Source organism: Synechococcus sp. MIT S9452, assembly GCF_047304245.1.
In the GTDB taxonomy this organism is placed as follows: domain Bacteria; phylum Cyanobacteriota; class Cyanobacteriia; order PCC-6307; family Cyanobiaceae; genus RCC307.
This window is the reverse complement of the sequence record NZ_CP138956.1, coordinates 850,126-868,281: the sequence shown is the minus strand read 5'-3', so window position 1 is coordinate 868,281 and position 18,156 is coordinate 850,126. Positions and strand designations below refer to the sequence as shown.

Here is an 18,156-nt window from a genome sequence, read left to right as displayed (position 1 = left end):
GGCGAGCTCAAAGGTGTTGGTGGCTGCAGTGGCAGCGGTGCCGTCGGTGACGTTGTAGGTGAGGTTGACGGTTCCGTAGAAGTAGTCGTTTGGTGTGAATGTCCAGCGTGCGGTTTCCTCGTTGTAGGAGAAGCTGCCGGCGCTATTGCCCTGGTCGTCAGTGGCAACCAGATCGGTGATATCGAGCGCTTGCTGCTTGCCAGTGGTGGCGTTGCGATCGGCGTCGGAGAAGCCGGCGAGGAGCTGAGCTTTGCTGATCACATAGTCCTCACCCTCACTGCCGCCCGGGAGATTGGAGGTGGCGGTGATGTCAACAACAGGGATGTCGTTGGTGCCGGTGAGCGTGATGACGAACGAGTTGGTGTTCGTAGCACCGTTGTTATCGGCGGCTGAGTAGGTAACGGTGATGTCTTGGGTGTCACCAGCGGCGAGGCCTTGGTAGGCGTTGTTGGCTGGATCGAAGGACCATGCGCCATCGGTATTGATGGTCAGGCCAGGGATTTCAGCGCCAAAGAGGCTGTAGGAGACGGTGTCAGCGGTATCGGCATCGGTTGCGGTGAGCTGACCGGTGATAGCGGCTGCATCTTCTGTGGCGGTTTGCGCCTCAGAGAAGGTGGCAGCCGGCGCGTCATTGGTACCGGTGAGAGTGATGACAAAGGAGTTTTCATCGCTCAGGCCATCGGCATCAGCAACTTGATAGTTGACGGTGATGGTTTGGACCTCACCTTCTGCCAGGGCGTTGTAAGCGGCGTTGGCGGGGTCAAAGGACCAGGAGCCATCAGTGTTGATGGTGAGGCCTTGAACGGCAACGGGTTCGCCAGTGGTTGGGTCGGTAATGGCATTGCCATCGCTATCGGCGATGGAAGCCGAGAGGAGGGAGTAGTCAGCGGTGTCGCTGGTGTCGACGTCGGTGGAGGTGAGGTTTCCGGTTAGTTGGTTGTTGCCTTCTGTTGTGGTTTGGGAGACATCAAATGTTGCTGTTGGGGCGTCGTTAACGGCAATGATGTTGAGAGCAACGGTGTTGGACACGGTTGCTGTGCCATCGCTGATGGAGTAGTTGAAGTTGGCGATGCCGTTGAAGTTGGCATCGGGGGTAAAGGTGAAGTCGGTATTGGAGTTAAAGGTGATGGTGCCGTTGGTGGCACTCAGACCTGTGACTTGAAGGTTGTCGACATCGCGAGAGATTTCGGTGACGCCATCCGCTGCGTAGGTGATGTCGGGGTCGGTAACACCAGCGAGGAGTTGCTCAGCGCTGAAGGTGTAGGCGGTGTCTTCTGTGCCGTCGGCGAGAGTGATGGCATCAACAGGAAGGATTGGCGCATCGTTAAAGCCAAGGATGTTGATGTTGACGGTTTCGCTGATGGATTCCGGTGCATTGATGACGTTGCCGTCGCCATCGATTGAGCCGGAGTCAGCAACGGAGAAGGAGAAGGACACCTGCCCTGCGGCCTCAGGTGCAGGCTTGAAGGCCATCTGCCGCAATTGCGCCAGGGTGACGGCACTGGATTCGGTGATCGCGGTGAATACCGGGTTCCCTTCTGTATCAGTGCTGAGGGTGCCGATTTGACCCAGGGCTGCATCAGGCAAATCAGTGACGGCGTAGCTGAGAGTTTGCTCGGCTTCACGGATGCCGCCGCCCGGGTTGTAGTCGAGATCTTGCAGACCCACCAACGCCGGAGCCTGGTCTTCCTGGAAGAACAGGGTGCTGAAGTTTCCAGCGGTGCGGATTGGTTTGTCGTTAACAGCGTCGATGCTGAAGGTGTTTGTGGCTAGAGCATTACCGCCAGCGCCATCGGAGATGACGTATTTGAGGGTGATGGTGCCGTTGACATCAGGGTTGGGCTTGAAGGTGTAAGTGCCGTCTTGGTTATCGGAGATGACACCACCTTGTTCAGCGGAGAGTCCAAGGATGGAGAGGGTTTGCGTGGTGCCTGCATCGTTATCGATATCAGCGTCGGAGTAACCGGCGAGGAGATCGGCAGCGGTGATGGTGTATTCGGTGTCTTCTGTGCCGTTGAGGAGAGCAGCCTTGACGTCTGTCAGAGCAGGGATGTCGTTGACGGAGGCGAGATCAAAGGAGTTGGTGGCTGCTGTTGAGGCGATGCCGTCAGTGACGTTGTAGGAGAGGTTGACGGTGCCGTTGAAGTTGTCGCTGGGAGTGAAGGTCCAGCTATTGCCAGAGGCATTCAGCGAGAAGGTACCGACGGTGTTGTCCTGGTCATCGGTGGCAGCGAGATCGGTGATTTCGAGCGCTTGTTGCTCGCCAGTTGTGGCGTTGCGATCGGCATCGGAGAAGCCGGCGAGCAGCTGTTGTTTGGTGATGGTGTAGGGGGTGTCCTCAGCGCCGCCGGCGAGATTGGAGAGGGCGGTGGTATCAACGACAGGGATGTCGTTGGTGCCTGTGAGTGTGATGACGAAGGAGCTGCTATTGGTTGCACCGTTGTTATCGGCAACGGAGTAGTTAACGGTGATGTCTTGGGTGTCACCTGCAGCGAGGCCTTGGTAAGCGGCATTGGCAGGGTCAAAGGACCAGGTGCCGGTGGAGTCGATGGTCAGGCCAGGGATCTCAGTACCAAGGAGTTGGTAGGAGACGGTGTCTTTGAGGTCGGGATCGGTTGAGGTGAGCTGACCGGTGATGGGTGCTGCATCTTCTGTGGCGTTTTGCGCGTCAGAGAAGGTGGCAACCGGAGCGTCGTTGGTGCCTGTGAGTGTGATGAGGAAGGTGTTGGAGCCTGTATCACCAGCTGTGTCGGCAACTTGATAGTTGACGGTGATGGTTTGGACCTCACCTTCTGCCAGGGCGTTGTAAGCGGCGTTGGCGGGGTCAAAGGACCAGGAGCCATCGGTGTTGATGGTGAGGCCTTGAACGGCAACGGGTTCGCCAGTGGTTGGGTCGGTGATGGCATTGCCATCGCTATCGGCGATGGAAGCCGAGAGGAGTGAATAGGCGGCAGTGTCACCAGGTGCGGCATCAGCAGTGGCCTGGGCAGCATCAGCAGCTGCCTGTGCCGCATCGGCATCGGCCTGTGCGGTATCGGCGTCGGCTTGGGCGGCGTCAGCAGAGGCCTGGGCATCAGCAGCAGAGGCAAGACCAGAGCTGGCTTCTGTTGCTGCTATCTGAGCCAATCCGTCAGCTGTGGCTTGTGCCGCGTCGGCTGCGGCCTGGGCATCAGTAGCAGCCTGGGTCAGGGCGGCGGCATCAGCAGTGGCCTGGGGATCAGCAGTGATATCGAGCCTGTCGACGTCGGTGGAGGTGAGGTTTCCGGTTAGTTGGTTGTTGCCTTCTGTTGTGGTTTGGGAGACATCAAATGTTGCTGTTGGGGCGTCGTTAACGGCAATGATGTTGAGAGCAACGGTGTTGGACACGGTTGCTGTGCCATCGCTGATGGAGTAGTTGAAGTTGGCGATGCCGTTGAAGTTGGCATCGGGGGTAAAGGTGAAGTCGGTATTGGAGTTAAAGGTGATGGTGCCGTTGGTGGCACTCAGACCTGTGACTTGAAGGTTGTCGACATCTTTAACGCCATTGGGGCTGATATCAGGGTCGGTAACACCGTTAAGGAGATCAGCTGCGCTGAAGGTGTAGGCGGTGTCTTCTGTGCCGTCGGCGAGAGTGATGGCATCAACAGGAAGGATTGGCGCATCGTTAAAGCCAAGGATGTTGATGTTGACGGTTTCGCTGATGGATTCCGGTGCATTGATGACGTTGCCGTCGCCATCGATTGAGCCGGAGTCAGCAACGGAGAAGGAGAAGGACACCTGTCCTGCGGCATTGAGAGCAGGCAGGAACTGGAGGCCTTGGAGTTGCTCGAGCGTCAGGGTTTGTTGCTCAGTAACGGTGGTGGTGCCGTCATTGAGGAAGACCGAGCCAAGGGCTGCATCAGGCAGTGCGGTGATGGTGTAGCTGAGGGTTTGAGCATCAGCCTCATCGCTGCCGCCACCGACGGAGTAAGTGAGGCCAGCGAGGCCCATGGAGGCAATGTCTTGATCCTCTTGCAGGTAGAGGGTGGAGACGTTTCCAGCGGTGCGGATTGGTTTGTCGTTAACAGCGTCGATGCTGAAGGTGTTTGTGGCTAGAGCATTACCGCCAGCGCCATCGGAGATGACGTATTTGAGGGTGATGGTGCCGTTGACATCAGGGTTGGGCTTGAAGGTGTAAGTGCCGTCTTGGTTATCGGAGATGACACCACCTTGTTCAGCGGAGAGTCCAAGGATGGAGAGGGTTTGCGTGGTGCCTGCATCGTTATCGATATCAGCGTCGGAGTAACCGGCGAGGAGATCGGCAGCGGTGATGGTGTATTCGGTGTCTTCTGTGCCGTTGAGGAGAGCAGCCTTGACGTCTGTCAGAGCAGGGATGTCGTTGACGGAGGCGAGATCAAAGGAGTTGGTGGCTGCTGTTGAGGCGATGCCGTCAGTGACGTTGTAGGAGAGGTTGACGGTGCCGTTGAAGTTGTCGCTGGGAGTGAAGGTCCAGCTATTGCCAGAGGCATTCAGCGAGAAGGTACCGACGGTGTTGTCCTGGTCATCGGTGGCAGCGAGATCGGTGATTTCGAGCGCTTGTTGCTCGCCAGTTGTGGCGTTGCGATCGGCATCGGAGAAGCCGGCGAGCAGCTGTTGTTTGGTGATGGTGTAGGGGGTGTCCTCAGCGCCGCCGGCGAGATTGGAGAGGGCGGTGGTATCAACGACAGGGATGTCGTTGGTGCCTGTGAGTGTGATGACGAAGGAGCTGCTATTGGTTGCACCGTTGTTATCGGCAACGGAGTAGTTAACGGTGATGTCTTGGGTGTCACCTGCAGCGAGGCCTTGGTAAGCGGCATTGGCAGGGTCAAAGGACCAGGTGCCGGTGGAGTCGATGGTCAGGCCAGGGATCTCAGTACCAAGGAGTTGGTAGGAGACGGTGTCTTTGAGGTCGGGATCGGTTGAGGTGAGCTGACCGGTGATGGGTGCTGCATCTTCTGTGGCGTTTTGCGCGTCAGAGAAGGTGGCAACCGGAGCGTCGTTGGTGCCTGTGAGTGTGATGAGGAAGGTGTTGGAGCCTGTATCACCAGCTGTGTCGGCAACTTGATAGTTGACGGTGATGGTTTGGACCTCACCTTCTGCCAGGGCGTTGTAAGCGGCGTTGGCGGGGTCAAAGGACCAGGAGCCATCGGTGTTGATGGTGAGGCCTTGAACGGCAACGGGTTCGCCAGTGGTTGGGTCGGTGATGGCATTGCCATCGCTATCGGCGATGGAAGCCGAGAGGAGTGAATAGGCGGCAGTGTCACCAGGTGCGGCATCAGCAGTGGCCTGGGCAGCATCAGCAGCTGCCTGTGCCGCATCGGCATCGGCCTGTGCGGTATCGGCGTCGGCTTGGGCGGCGTCAGCAGAGGCCTGGGCATCAGCAGCAGAGGCAAGACCAGAGCTGGCTTCTGTTGCTGCTATCTGAGCCAATCCGTCAGCTGTGGCTTGTGCCGCGTCGGCTGCGGCCTGGGCATCAGTAGCAGCCTGGGTCAGGGCGGCGGCATCAGCAGTGGCCTGGGGATCAGCAGTGATATCGAGCCTGTCGACGTCGGTGGAGGTGAGGTTTCCGGTTAGTTGGTTGTTGCCTTCTGTTGTGGTTTGGGAGACATCAAATGTTGCTGTTGGGGCGTCGTTAACGGCAATGATGTTGAGAGCAACGGTGTTGGACACGGTTGCTGTGCCATCGCTGATGGAGTAGTTGAAGTTGGCGATGCCGTTGAAGTTGGCATCGGGGGTAAAGGTGAAGTCGGTATTGGAGTTAAAGGTGATGGTGCCGTTGGTGGCACTCAGACCTGTGACTTGAAGGTTGTCGACATCTTTAACGCCATTGGGGCTGATATCAGGGTCGGTAACACCGTTAAGGAGATCAGCTGCGCTGAAGGTGTAGGCGGTGTCTTCTGTGCCGTCGGCGAGAGTGATGGCATCAACAGGAAGGATTGGCGCATCGTTAAAGCCAAGGATGTTGATGTTGACGGTTTCGCTGATGGATTCCGGTGCATTGATGACGTTGCCGTCGCCATCGATTGAGCCGGAGTCAGCAACGGAGAAGGAGAAGGACACCTGTCCTGCGGCATTGAGAGCAGGCAGGAACTGGAGGCCTTGGAGTTGCTCGAGCGTCAGGGTTTGTTGCTCAGTAACGGTGGTGGTGCCGTCATTGAGGAAGACCGAGCCAAGGGCTGCATCAGGCAGTGCGGTGATGGTGTAGCTGAGGGTTTGAGCATCAGCCTCATCGCTGCCGCCACCGACGGAGTAAGTGAGGCCAGCGAGGCCCATGGAGGCAATGTCTTGATCCTCTTGCAGGTAGAGGGTGGAGACGTTTCCAGCGGTGCGGATTGGTTTGTCGTTAACAGCGTCGATGCTGAAGGTGTTTGTGGCTAGAGCATTACCGCCAGCGCCATCGGAGATGACGTATTTGAGGGTGATGGTGCCGTTGACATCAGGGTTGGGCTTGAAGGTGTAAGTGCCGTCTTGGTTATCGGAGATGACACCACCTTGTTCAGCGGAGAGTCCAAGGATGGAGAGGGTTTGCGTGGTGCCTGCATCGTTATCGATATCAGCGTCGGAGTAACCGGCGAGGAGATCGGCAGCGGTGATGGTGTATTCGGTGTCTTCTGTGCCGTTGAGGAGAGCAGCCTTGACGTCTGTCAGAGCAGGGATGTCGTTGACGGAGGCGAGATCAAAGGAGTTGGTGGCTGCTGTTGAGGCGATGCCGTCAGTGACGTTGTAGGAGAGGTTGACGGTGCCGTTGAAGTTGTCGCTGGGAGTGAAGGTCCAGCTATTGCCAGAGGCATTCAGCGAGAAGGTACCGACGGTGTTGTCCTGGTCATCGGTGGCAGCGAGATCGGTGATTTCGAGCGCTTGTTGCTCGCCAGTTGTGGCGTTGCGATCGGCATCGGAGAAGCCGGCGAGCAGCTGTTGTTTGGTGATGGTGTAGGGGGTGTCCTCAGCGCCGCCGGCGAGATTGGAGAGGGCGGTGGTATCAACGACAGGGATGTCGTTGGTGCCTGTGAGTGTGATGACGAAGGAGCTGCTATTGGTTGCACCGTTGTTATCGGCAACGGAGTAGTTAACGGTGATGTCTTGGGTGTCACCTGCAGCGAGGCCTTGGTAAGCGGCATTGGCAGGGTCAAAGGACCAGGTGCCGGTGGAGTCGATGGTCAGGCCAGGGATCTCAGTACCAAGGAGTTGGTAGGAGACGGTGTCTTTGAGGTCGGGATCGGTTGAGGTGAGCTGACCGGTGATGGGTGCTGCATCTTCTGTGGCGTTTTGCGCGTCAGAGAAGGTGGCAACCGGAGCGTCGTTGGTGCCTGTGAGTGTGATGAGGAAGGTGTTGGAGCCTGTATCACCAGCTGTGTCGGCAACTTGATAGTTGACGGTGATGGTTTGGACCTCACCTTCTGCCAGGGCGTTGTAAGCGGCGTTGGCGGGGTCAAAGGACCAGGAGCCATCGGTGTTGATGGTGAGGCCTTGAACGGCAACGGGTTCGCCAGTGGTTGGGTCGGTGATGGCATTGCCATCGCTATCGGCGATGGAAGCCGAGAGGAGTGAATAGGCGGCAGTGTCACCAGGTGCGGCATCAGCAGTGGCCTGGGCAGCATCAGCAGCTGCCTGTGCCGCATCGGCATCGGCCTGTGCGGTATCGGCGTCGGCTTGGGCGGCGTCAGCAGAGGCCTGGGCATCAGCAGCAGAGGCAAGACCAGAGCTGGCTTCTGTTGCTGCTATCTGAGCCAATCCGTCAGCTGTGGCTTGTGCCGCGTCGGCTGCGGCCTGGGCATCAGTAGCAGCCTGGGTCAGGGCGGCGGCATCAGCAGTGGCCTGGGGATCAGCAGTGATATCGAGCCTGTCGACGTCGGTGGAGGTGAGGTTTCCGGTTAGTTGGTTGTTGCCTTCTGTTGTGGTTTGGGAGACATCAAATGTTGCTGTTGGGGCGTCGTTAACGGCAATGATGTTGAGAGCAACGGTGTTGGACACGGTTGCTGTGCCATCGCTGATGGAGTAGTTGAAGTTGGCGATGCCGTTGAAGTTGGCATCGGGGGTAAAGGTGAAGTCGGTATTGGAGTTAAAGGTGATGGTGCCGTTGGTGGCACTCAGACCTGTGACTTGAAGGTTGTCGACATCTTTAACGCCATTGGGGCTGATATCAGGGTCGGTAACACCGTTAAGGAGATCAGCTGCGCTGAAGGTGTAGGCGGTGTCTTCTGTGCCGTCGGCGAGAGTGATGGCATCAACAGGAAGGATTGGCGCATCGTTAAAGCCAAGGATGTTGATGTTGACGGTTTCGCTGATGGATTCCGGTGCATTGATGACGTTGCCGTCGCCATCGATTGAGCCGGAGTCAGCAACGGAGAAGGAGAAGGACACCTGTCCTGCGGCATTGAGAGCAGGCAGGAACTGGAGGCCTTGGAGTTGCTCGAGCGTCAGGGTTTGTTGCTCAGTAACGGTGGTGGTGCCGTCATTGAGGAAGACCGAGCCAAGGGCTGCATCAGGCAGTGCGGTGATGGTGTAGCTGAGGGTTTGAGCATCAGCCTCATCGCTGCCGCCACCGACGGAGTAAGTGAGGCCAGCGAGGCCCATGGAGGCAATGTCTTGATCCTCTTGCAGGTAGAGGGTGGAGACGTTTCCAGCGGTGCGGATTGGTTTGTCGTTAACAGCGTCGATGCTGAAGGTGTTTGTGGCTAGAGCATTACCGCCAGCGCCATCGGAGATGACGTATTTGAGGGTGATGGTGCCGTTGACATCAGGGTTGGGCTTGAAGGTGTAAGTGCCGTCTTGGTTATCGGAGATGACACCACCTTGTTCAGCGGAGAGTCCAAGGATGGAGAGGGTTTGCGTGGTGCCTGCATCGTTATCGATATCAGCGTCGGAGTAACCGGCGAGGAGATCGGCAGCGGTGATGGTGTATTCGGTGTCTTCTGTGCCGTTGAGGAGAGCAGCCTTGACGTCTGTCAGAGCAGGGATGTCGTTGACGGAGGCGAGATCAAAGGAGTTGGTGGCTGCTGTTGAGGCGATGCCGTCAGTGACGTTGTAGGAGAGGTTGACGGTGCCGTTGAAGTTGTCGCTGGGAGTGAAGGTCCAGCTATTGCCAGAGGCATTCAGCTCAAGGGTCCCAGCAGCATTGCCCTCGGCGTCATTAATCGTGAGGTCAATGATGTCCAGGGCCTGAGCATTGCCTTGTGCATCGCGGTCAACATCGGAGAAGCCAGCGAGCAGTTGCTGTTTGGTGATGGTGTAGGGGGTGTCCTCAGCGCCGCCGGCGAGCGTGGAGGCAGAGCCACTAAGGGTTGGGGCGTCATTGACGGCATCAATGGTGAGTGATTTGCGCGCCGCAACCTTGCCGCCGTTGTTGTCATCAACCAGGTAGCTGAATTCAACGGTGCCGTTGAAATCTTGCTCTGGTGTGTAGGTCCATTCACCGTTGCTGCCTGCCGAGAGCGAACCGCGCGTGACGCTCAAGTTGGTGACACTGAGCGGGTCGTTGTCGACGTCGATCACGCCATCCAGCAAGTCGCTGGCTTTGACGGTGTAGACGAGATCCTCGGTTCCGTTATCCAGTGGCGTGACATTGGTCGGCAGCACAGGGAAGTCGTTGTCTGCAGCCAACGTGAATGTGTTGGTGACAGCGGTTGATTCCTGGCTGTCGCTGAGCTCATAGCTGAGGGTAATGATGCCGTTGAAGTTGAGATCAGGCGTAAAGGTCCAGTTCCCATTCCCCAAGTCTTCAAGACTGCCGTTGGTGGCGCTCAGGTTCTCAATGGAAATCTCATCGCCATCAACGTCGGAGTAGCCGGCGAGGAGCTGGTTGGAACTGATGGTGTAAGGAGTGTCTTCCCTGCCAGCTGTGAAGGTTGCTTTGTTTCCGATAAGTTCAGGCTTGTCATTAACAGAAGCAAGGCTGAAGGTGTTCTCTGCGTTGACAACATCATCGCTGCCATCACTCACTTGATAGGAAATCTCAACCTGACCATTGAAATTGTCATCAGGAGTGAAGCTCCAGGTGCCATCTTCGTTGTCGACGAGTGATCCGTTGCTGGCATCCAGATTGATGACAGACAAGGTGTCGCCATCGCGATCTGTAAAGCCAACAAGCAGCTCGGATTCATTGAGGGTGTAGACAGTGTCCTCAGTTCCGTCAGCCAGGGTGGCTAGCGGTGTGTTGCTGCGCTCAGGCTTGTCGTTAATTCCTTCAACAGCAATGTTGATGGTTTCGGTGATTTCCGCGCCAGCATCGTCGCTGATTTTGAAGCTGAAGCTGGTATCTCCGAATCCATCGGGCACCGTGGAGAACTGCATGGCACGCAGTTCGTTCAAGGTGTAGGTGGTGTTAGCCGTGACAGCCGTTCCATCCGACAGGGTCACCAAGCCGATTGCAGCATCAGGCAGAGCAGAGATGGTGTAAGTGAGCTGCTGGGTGAGCTCGTCGTTGCCGCCGCCCGGTCCGTAAAGAAGCCCAGCGAGGCCCAGCGATTTGGGAGCTGAATCTTCGAGCAGCATCAAGTCGCTGACCGTGCCTGCGAGCTTGACCGGCAGATCATTAACGGCCAGCAACTTGAGGTTGCTTTCGCCTAGGGCGTAGCCGTTATTGCCGTCACTGATGACAAAGCTGACTTTGATATCACCGCTGAAATCCTTGGCTGGCGTGAGTTCCCAAACATCTGTGCTGGTCTCAATGATTTCGCTGCCTGTCGCTGAGAGCGAAACGATGCTCAAGCTGTTGTTGTCGCCATCGCTGTAGCCAGCCAGCAGGCTGCCAGCATTGATGGTGTAGCTCTGATCTTCCTGCCCATCATCCAGAGGTTGCGGTGAGCCGGTCAGGGTTGGGATGTCATTGATGGACACCACCTCAAAGCTGGCCGTCCGAGTCACTTCATTGCTGCCATCGGTGAGCACATAACTCAGGCTGACGTCGCCGTTGAAATTCAGAGTCGATTGGAAGGTCCAGCCATCGTTGGCATTCCCGCTCAGGCTGCCCTTGGCGTTGTTCTCAGCTCCGTTCTCCAACACCTGCACGGAATCGGCCTTGATCGACAAGGTGGTGCTGTCTTTATCAACGGCGCCAATCAACAGATCAGCTGCGGAGAATTGCAGTTGCCCTTCTTCTTTGATCGTTGGCAGGCGTAGTGCGTTGATCAGCAGTTCAGGAGCGTCATCAACAGCGGTGACTGTGATGTCGCGAGTGGCAACTGCGATGCCGCCATTGGTGTCACGAACAACGATGTTGAGCGTTTCGGTGCCGTTGAAATCAGCGTTCGGCGTGTAGGTGTACTCCTGAGCTGTGTCGTCAAAGCTGATGCTGCCGTTGGAGGCAGTGATGCCGGTGATCGACAGCGCATCGGCGGCATCAGCGTCTGAGAAATCAGCGAGGACGTTATTGACGCTGAAGCTCAGTGTGTTGTCTTCGTTGATCTCACCCAGGGATGCACCGGAATTCGAGTCGACCGGCGCGTCATTGACCGATAGGACCTGGAAGGAGGCAGAACCGTTTGTGGTTTCAGTGCCGTCAGAAGCGGTGTAAATGAGTTCAACAGTGCCGTTGAAATTGGCATTGGCTGTGAAGGTGTAGCCGGTGGCGTCACTAGTAATCACGCCCGGATCAAAGATGGCAGCATCCAGAGCGCTGGCGACGATGCCATCAGGGGTCCCTGTGAGGGTGATGTCCAGGATGAGGTTGGCGGCGGGAAGTCCCAACGGGTCGATGTCAGTGACGACAAGATTGATGACCTGTTGCTGACCTTCTGTGAGGAGCAGGTTTGGATCAGCGGCAGGATCAAAGCTCCAAGAGCCATCGGCGACATTGAAGTTCAGTCCAGCAGGGAGATCATCCCCGTTAGTGGTAGCGACTTCGTAGATGTGGCTTGCGGGTAAAGGCATGACCTGGCTAACACTGCCGATCAGGAGTCCTTGGTTGGCAATGTCGATGTTTGTGATCGACAGCGTGTCGCCATCGACATCAGAGACACCAGCGAGGAGCTGATTAGGCGAGAAGTTCAGGCTGGTGTCTTCTTGAATGCTGGGGAGGATCAGCTGAGCGGCACTAGCGACTGGAGCGTCGTTGCTGCCAGTGAGGGTGATGTCAAAGGAGCTTTGGCTGATAGCGCCATTGCTGTCAGTGACGGAGTAGTTAACGGAGATGGTTTGAGTGTCGTCAGCAGCGAGTGACTGGTAGGCATCAACGGATGGATTGAAGGACCATTCGCCATCGGAGTTGATGTTTAGCCCAGGGATGTTGTCGCTGAGGAGCTGATAGGTGAGGGAATCGCCGTCAGCATCGGTAGCGGTCAGCTTGCCTGTGAGGAGTCTGGAAGCATCCAGAGCGCTGGCGACGATGCCATCAGGGGTCCCTGTGAGGGTGATGTCCAGGATGAGGTTGGCGGCGGGAAGTCCCAACGGGTCGATGTCAGTGACGACAAGATTGATGACCTGTTGCTGACCTTCTGTGAGGAGCAGGTTTGGATCAGCGGCAGGATCAAAGCTCCAAGAGCCATCGGCGACATTGAAGTTCAGTCCAGCAGGGAGATCATCCCCGTTAGTGGTAGCGACTTCGTAGATGTGGCTTGCGGGTAAAGGCATGAGCTGGCTGACACTGCCAGTCAGGACACCTGGCCCTGGACCATCTTCTGTGGCTGTTTGATCAGCGAAGGTATCGATAACCGGCGCGTCATTGACCGATAGGACCTGGAAGGAGGCAGAACCGTTTGTGGTTTCAGTGCCGTCAGAAGCGGTGTAAATGAGTTCAACAGTGCCGTTGAAATTGGCATTGGCTGTGAAGGTGTAGCCGGTGGCGTCACTAGTAATCACGCCCGGATCAAAGATGGCAGCATCCAGAGCGCTGGCGACGATGCCATCAGGGGTCCCTGTGAGGGTGATGTCCAGGATGAGGTTGGCGGCGGGAAGTCCCAACGGGTCGATGTCAGTGACGACAAGATTGATGACCTGTTGCTGACCTTCTGTGAGGAGCAGGTTTGGATCAGCGGCAGGATCAAAGCTCCAAGAGCCATCGGCGACATTGAAGTTCAGTCCAGCAGGGAGATCATCCCCGTTAGTGGTAGCGACTTCGTAGATGTGGCTTGCGGGTAAAGGCATGACCTGGCTAACACTGCCGATCAGGAGTCCTTGGTTGGCAATGTCGATGTTTGTGATCGACAGCGTGTCGCCATCGACATCAGAGACACCAGCGAGGAGCTGATTAGGCGAGAAGTTCAGGCTGGTGTCTTCTTGAATGCTGGGGAGGATCAGCTGAGCGGCACTAGCGACTGGAGCGTCGTTGCTGCCAGTGAGGGTGATGTCAAAGGAGCTTTGGCTGATAGCGCCATTGCTGTCAGTGACGGAGTAGTTAACGGAGATGGTTTGAGTGTCGTCAGCAGCGAGTGACTGGTAGGCATCAACGGATGGATTGAAGGACCATTCGCCATCGGAGTTGATGTTTAGCCCAGGGATGTTGTCGCTGAGGAGCTGATAGGTGAGGGAATCGCCGTCAGCATCGGTAGCGGTCAGCTTGCCTGTGAGGAGTCTGGAAGCATCCAGAGCGCTGGCGACGATGCCATCAGGGGTCCCTGTGAGGGTGATGTCCAGGATGAGGTTGGCGGCGGGAAGTCCCAACGGGTCGATGTCAGTGACGACAAGATTGATGACCTGTTGCTGACCTTCTGTGAGGAGCAGGTTTGGATCAGCGGCAGGATCAAAGCTCCAAGAGCCATCGGCGACATTGAAGTTCAGTCCAGCAGGGAGATCATCCCCGTTAGTGGTAGCGACTTCGTAGATGTGGCTTGCGGGTAAAGGCATGAGCTGGCTGACACTGCCAGTCAGGACACCTGGCCCTGGCCCATCTTCTGTGGCTGTTTGATCAGCGAAGGTATCGATAACCGGCGCGTCATTGACCGATAGGACCTGGAAGGAGGCAGAACCGTTTGTGGTTTCAGTGCCGTCAGAAGCGGTGTAAATGAGTTCAACAGTGCCGTTGAAATTGGCATTGGCTGTGAAGGTGTAGCCGGTGGCGTCACTAGTAATCACGCCCGGATCAAAGATGGCAGCATCCAGAGCGCTGGCGACGATGCCATCAGGGGTCCCTGTGAGGGTGATGTCCAGGATGAGGTTGGCGGCGGGAAGTCCCAACGGGTCGATGTCAGTGACGACAAGATTGATGACCTGTTGCTGACCTTCTGTGAGGAGCAGGTTTGGATCAGCGGCAGGATCAAAGCTCCAAGAGCCATCGGCGACATTGAAGTTCAGTCCAGCAGGGAGATCATCCCCGTTAGTGGTAGCGACTTCGTAGATGTGGCTTGCGGGTAAAGGCATGACCTGGCTAACACTGCCGATCAGGAGTCCTTGGTTGGCAATGTCGATGTTTGTGATCGACAGCGTGTCGCCATCGACATCAGAGACACCAGCGAGGAGCTGATTAGGCGAGAAGTTCAGGCTGGTGTCTTCTTGAATGCTGGGGAGGATCAGCTGAGCGGCACTAGCGACTGGAGCGTCGTTGCTGCCAGTGAGGGTGATGTCAAAGGAGCTTTGGCTGATAGCGCCATTGCTGTCAGTGACGGAGTAGTTAACGGAGATGGTTTGAGTGTCGTCAGCAGCGAGTGACTGGTAGGCATCAACGGATGGATTGAAGGACCATTCGCCATCGGAGTTGATGTTTAGCCCAGGGATGTTGTCGCTGAGGAGCTGATAGGTGAGGGAATCGCCGTCAGCATCGGTAGCGGTCAGCTTGCCTGTGAGGAGTCTGGAAGCATCCAGAGCGCTGGCGACGATGCCATCAGGGGTCCCTGTGAGGGTGATGTCCAGGATGAGGTTGGCGGCGGGAAGTCCCAACGGGTCGATGTCAGTGACGACAAGATTGATGACCTGTTGCTGACCTTCTGTGAGGAGCAGGTTTGGATCAGCGGCAGGATCAAAGCTCCAAGAGCCATCGGCGACATTGAAGTTCAGTCCAGCAGGGAGATCATCCCCGTTAGTGGTAGCGACTTCGTAGATGTGGCTTGCGGGTAAAGGCATGAGCTGGCTGACACTGCCAGTCAGGACACCTGGCCCTGGCCCATCTTCTGTGGCTGTTTGATCAGCGAAGGTATCGATAACCGGAGCGTCATTGACCGATAGGACCTGGAAGGAGGCAGAACCGTTTGTGGTTTCAGTGCCGTCAGAAGCGGTGTAAATGAGTTCAACAGTGCCGTTGAAATTGGCATTGGCTGTGAAGGTGTAGCCGGTGGCGTCACTAGTAATCACGCCCGGATCAAAGATGGCAGCATCCAGAGCGCTGGCGACGATGCCATCAGGGGTCCCTGTGAGGGTGATGTCCAGGATGAGGTTGGCGGCGGGAAGTCCCAACGGGTCGATGTCAGTGACGACAAGATTGATGACCTGTTGCTGACCTTCTGTGAGGAGCAGGTTTGGATCAGCGGCAGGATCAAAGCTCCAAGAGCCATCGGCGACATTGAAGTTCAGTCCAGCAGGGAGATCATCCCCGTTAGTGGTAGCGACTTCGTAGATGTGGCTTGCGGGTAAAGGCATGACCTGGCTAACACTGCCGATCAGGAGTCCTTGGTTGGCAATGTCGATGTTTGTGATCGACAGCGTGTCGCCATCGACATCAGAGACACCAGCGAGGAGCTGATTAGGCGAGAAGTTCAGGCTGGTGTCTTCTTGAATGCTGGGGAGGATCAGCTGAGCGGCACTAGCGACTGGAGCGTCGTTGCTGCCAGTGAGGGTGATGTCAAAGGAGCTTTGGCTGATAGCGCCATTGCTGTCAGTGACGGAGTAGTTAACGGAGATGGTTTGAGTGTCGTCAGCAGCGAGTGACTGGTAGGCATCAACGGATGGATTGAAGGACCATTCGCCATCGGAGTTGATGTTTAGCCCAGGGATGTTGTCGCTGAGGAGCTGATAGGTGAGGGAATCGCCGTCAGCATCGGTAGCGGTCAGCTTGCCTGTGAGGAGTCTGGAAGCATCCAGAGCGCTGGCGACGATGCCATCAGGGGTCCCTGTGAGGGTGATGTCCAGGATGAGGTTGGCGGCGGGAAGTCCCAACGGGTCGATGTCAGTGACGACAAGATTGATGACCTGTTGCTGACCTTCTGTGAGGAGCAGGTTTGGATCAGCGGCAGGATCAAAGCTCCAAGAGCCATCGGCGACATTGAAGTTCAGTCCAGCAGGGAGATCATCCCCGTTAGTGGTAGCGACTTCGTAGATGTGGCTTGCGGGTAAAGGCATGAGCTGGCTGACACTGCCAGTCAGGACACCTGGCCCTGGCCCATCTTCTGTGGCTGTTTGATCAGCGAAGGTATCGATAACCGGAGCGTCATTGACTGAGAGAACTTCGAAGGAAGCCGAGAGCGAGATGTCATCAGCTGTGGTGCCATCGGAAGCGGTGTAAATGAGTTCAACAGTGCCGTTGAAATTGTCATTTGCGGTGAAGGTGTAGCCATTGGTGGCGTCACCAGTAATCACGCCCGGATCAAAGATGGCAGCATCATCAGCGCTGGCGACGATGCCATCAGGGGTGCCTGTGAGAGTGATTTCGACGCTCATGACGTCGTCAGAGACAGGAGCCCCCTGCGCAGCAGGATCCATTACCTCAATTGAGAGAGAGATTGTTTGCTGCTCGCCTTCTTCCAATTGATAGGCGTTGTTGGATGGATCAAAGCTCCAAGAGCCATCGGGCTTGAAGTTGATGCCAGCAGGAGGGGGAGCGATGGCACCTGGCCCATCGATGACGTAAATGTTGCCCTCGGCAATAGGCATGAGTTGGCTGACATTGCCGACGAGGAGCCCTTGGTTGGCAATATTGATGTTTGTGACCGACAGCGTGTCGCCGTCGACATCAGAGACACCAGCGAGGAGCTGATTCGCGGAGAAGTTCAGGCTGGTGTCTTCTTGGATGCTGGGGAGAACCAGAGCAGCGGCACTAGCGACTGGAGCGTCATTAACGGGGGAGATATTGAGGGTCTTGGAAGCTGGAGTGGTGCCGCCATTGCCATCGGTGACGACAAAGTCGATGGAAGCGGAGCCGTTGAAGTTGGTTTGAGGTGTGTAGGTGTAGGTGTCGGTATCAGCGTTGTAGGAGATTTGTCCGTTTGTGGTACTGATCCCTGCAATGGAGAGGGAATCGTTATCAGCGTCAGAGAAGCCGTTTAGTAGCTGTGCTGTTGTGAAGGAGAAGGATTCATCTTCATTGATATCAATGACCTCTGTAATGGCGGTCGTTAGGGTGAAGCTGAAGTCGTCGAATGGGGTTGCAGCACCAACAACATTGCTGAGTTGATCAGCAACACTGCTGCTGTCTCCTCCGAATTGAGGATTACCCCAAGAGCAGATGCTGCCATCCTCTTGTTTGACTGCAGCAAAAGAGCTGCCGTTGGCATAAATGTTGGAAACGCGTAATCCAGGGTTGTAGTCGGAGGAATAGGGATCACCTATGGCACTTGAGCTATCACCGCCACCATTGGCATCACCCCAAGTTATGAAAGTTCCATCGCCTTTGAGTGCTGCAAAAGCAGAATCGGTGGCAACGATACTGGTAACACCATTTAACTGATACTCCCATTCTTCTGGCGGCCTGAATTCATTAATTTCTCCCCATGTGACGACCGTTCCGTTGTCTTTGAGTGCTGCAAAAGCTGTTTTGGTCGCAACAATGTTTGTGACGCCATAGCCCAGCTGCATTTGGGTGTCAGGGCCTGAGTAGTCGAAGCTGCCACCTTTGGGGTAGTCGCCCCAGGCCAACACCTTCCCTTGGTTAGTCAGTGCCGCGAAAGCTGAGCCTGTAGAGAAGATTTTGACAACTTTGTCATTGCCGTAATCCGTTGCCTGTTGATGATCCATGTCGAGAGGCTCACCCCCATAGCCGCCGCCAATTGAGCTGCCCCAAGTGATAATTTCGCCATCGCCTCTTAGTGCGGCAAAGGCAGTATCGGTGGCGTAGATGCTTGTAATGCCAAAGCTAAGTGGGTATTCCGTGTAATCATCGATAGTTGAAAAAGCACCGGCAATCTCGCCGCCCTCCTCATTGTTGCCCCAGGCGACAACAGAGCCGCCTTCTTTGAGTGCGGCAAAGGCTGAATTGGTTGAGACGATATCAACAACACCGCTGGAAAGTACCTCTGTTAGTGGTCGTCCAGTACTGGGCTCGTATGAGCTTTCTGAGATTTCACCACCATTTGCTGGATC

Annotated in this window: 1 protein-coding gene (only partly in view); it reads right to left on the bottom strand. The window is 56.2% G+C overall.

The whole window is internal to a cadherin-like domain-containing protein gene (locus SIB46_RS04440; RefSeq protein ID WP_413297330.1) on the bottom strand: the coding sequence, 64,098 nt in all, runs 9,858 nt past the left edge and 36,084 nt past the right edge, and what appears here is coding positions 36,085–54,240, spanning codon 12,029 (complete) through codon 18,080 (complete); the first complete codon in reading order (the gene reads right to left) occupies positions 18,154–18,156. Both the start codon and the stop codon lie outside the window.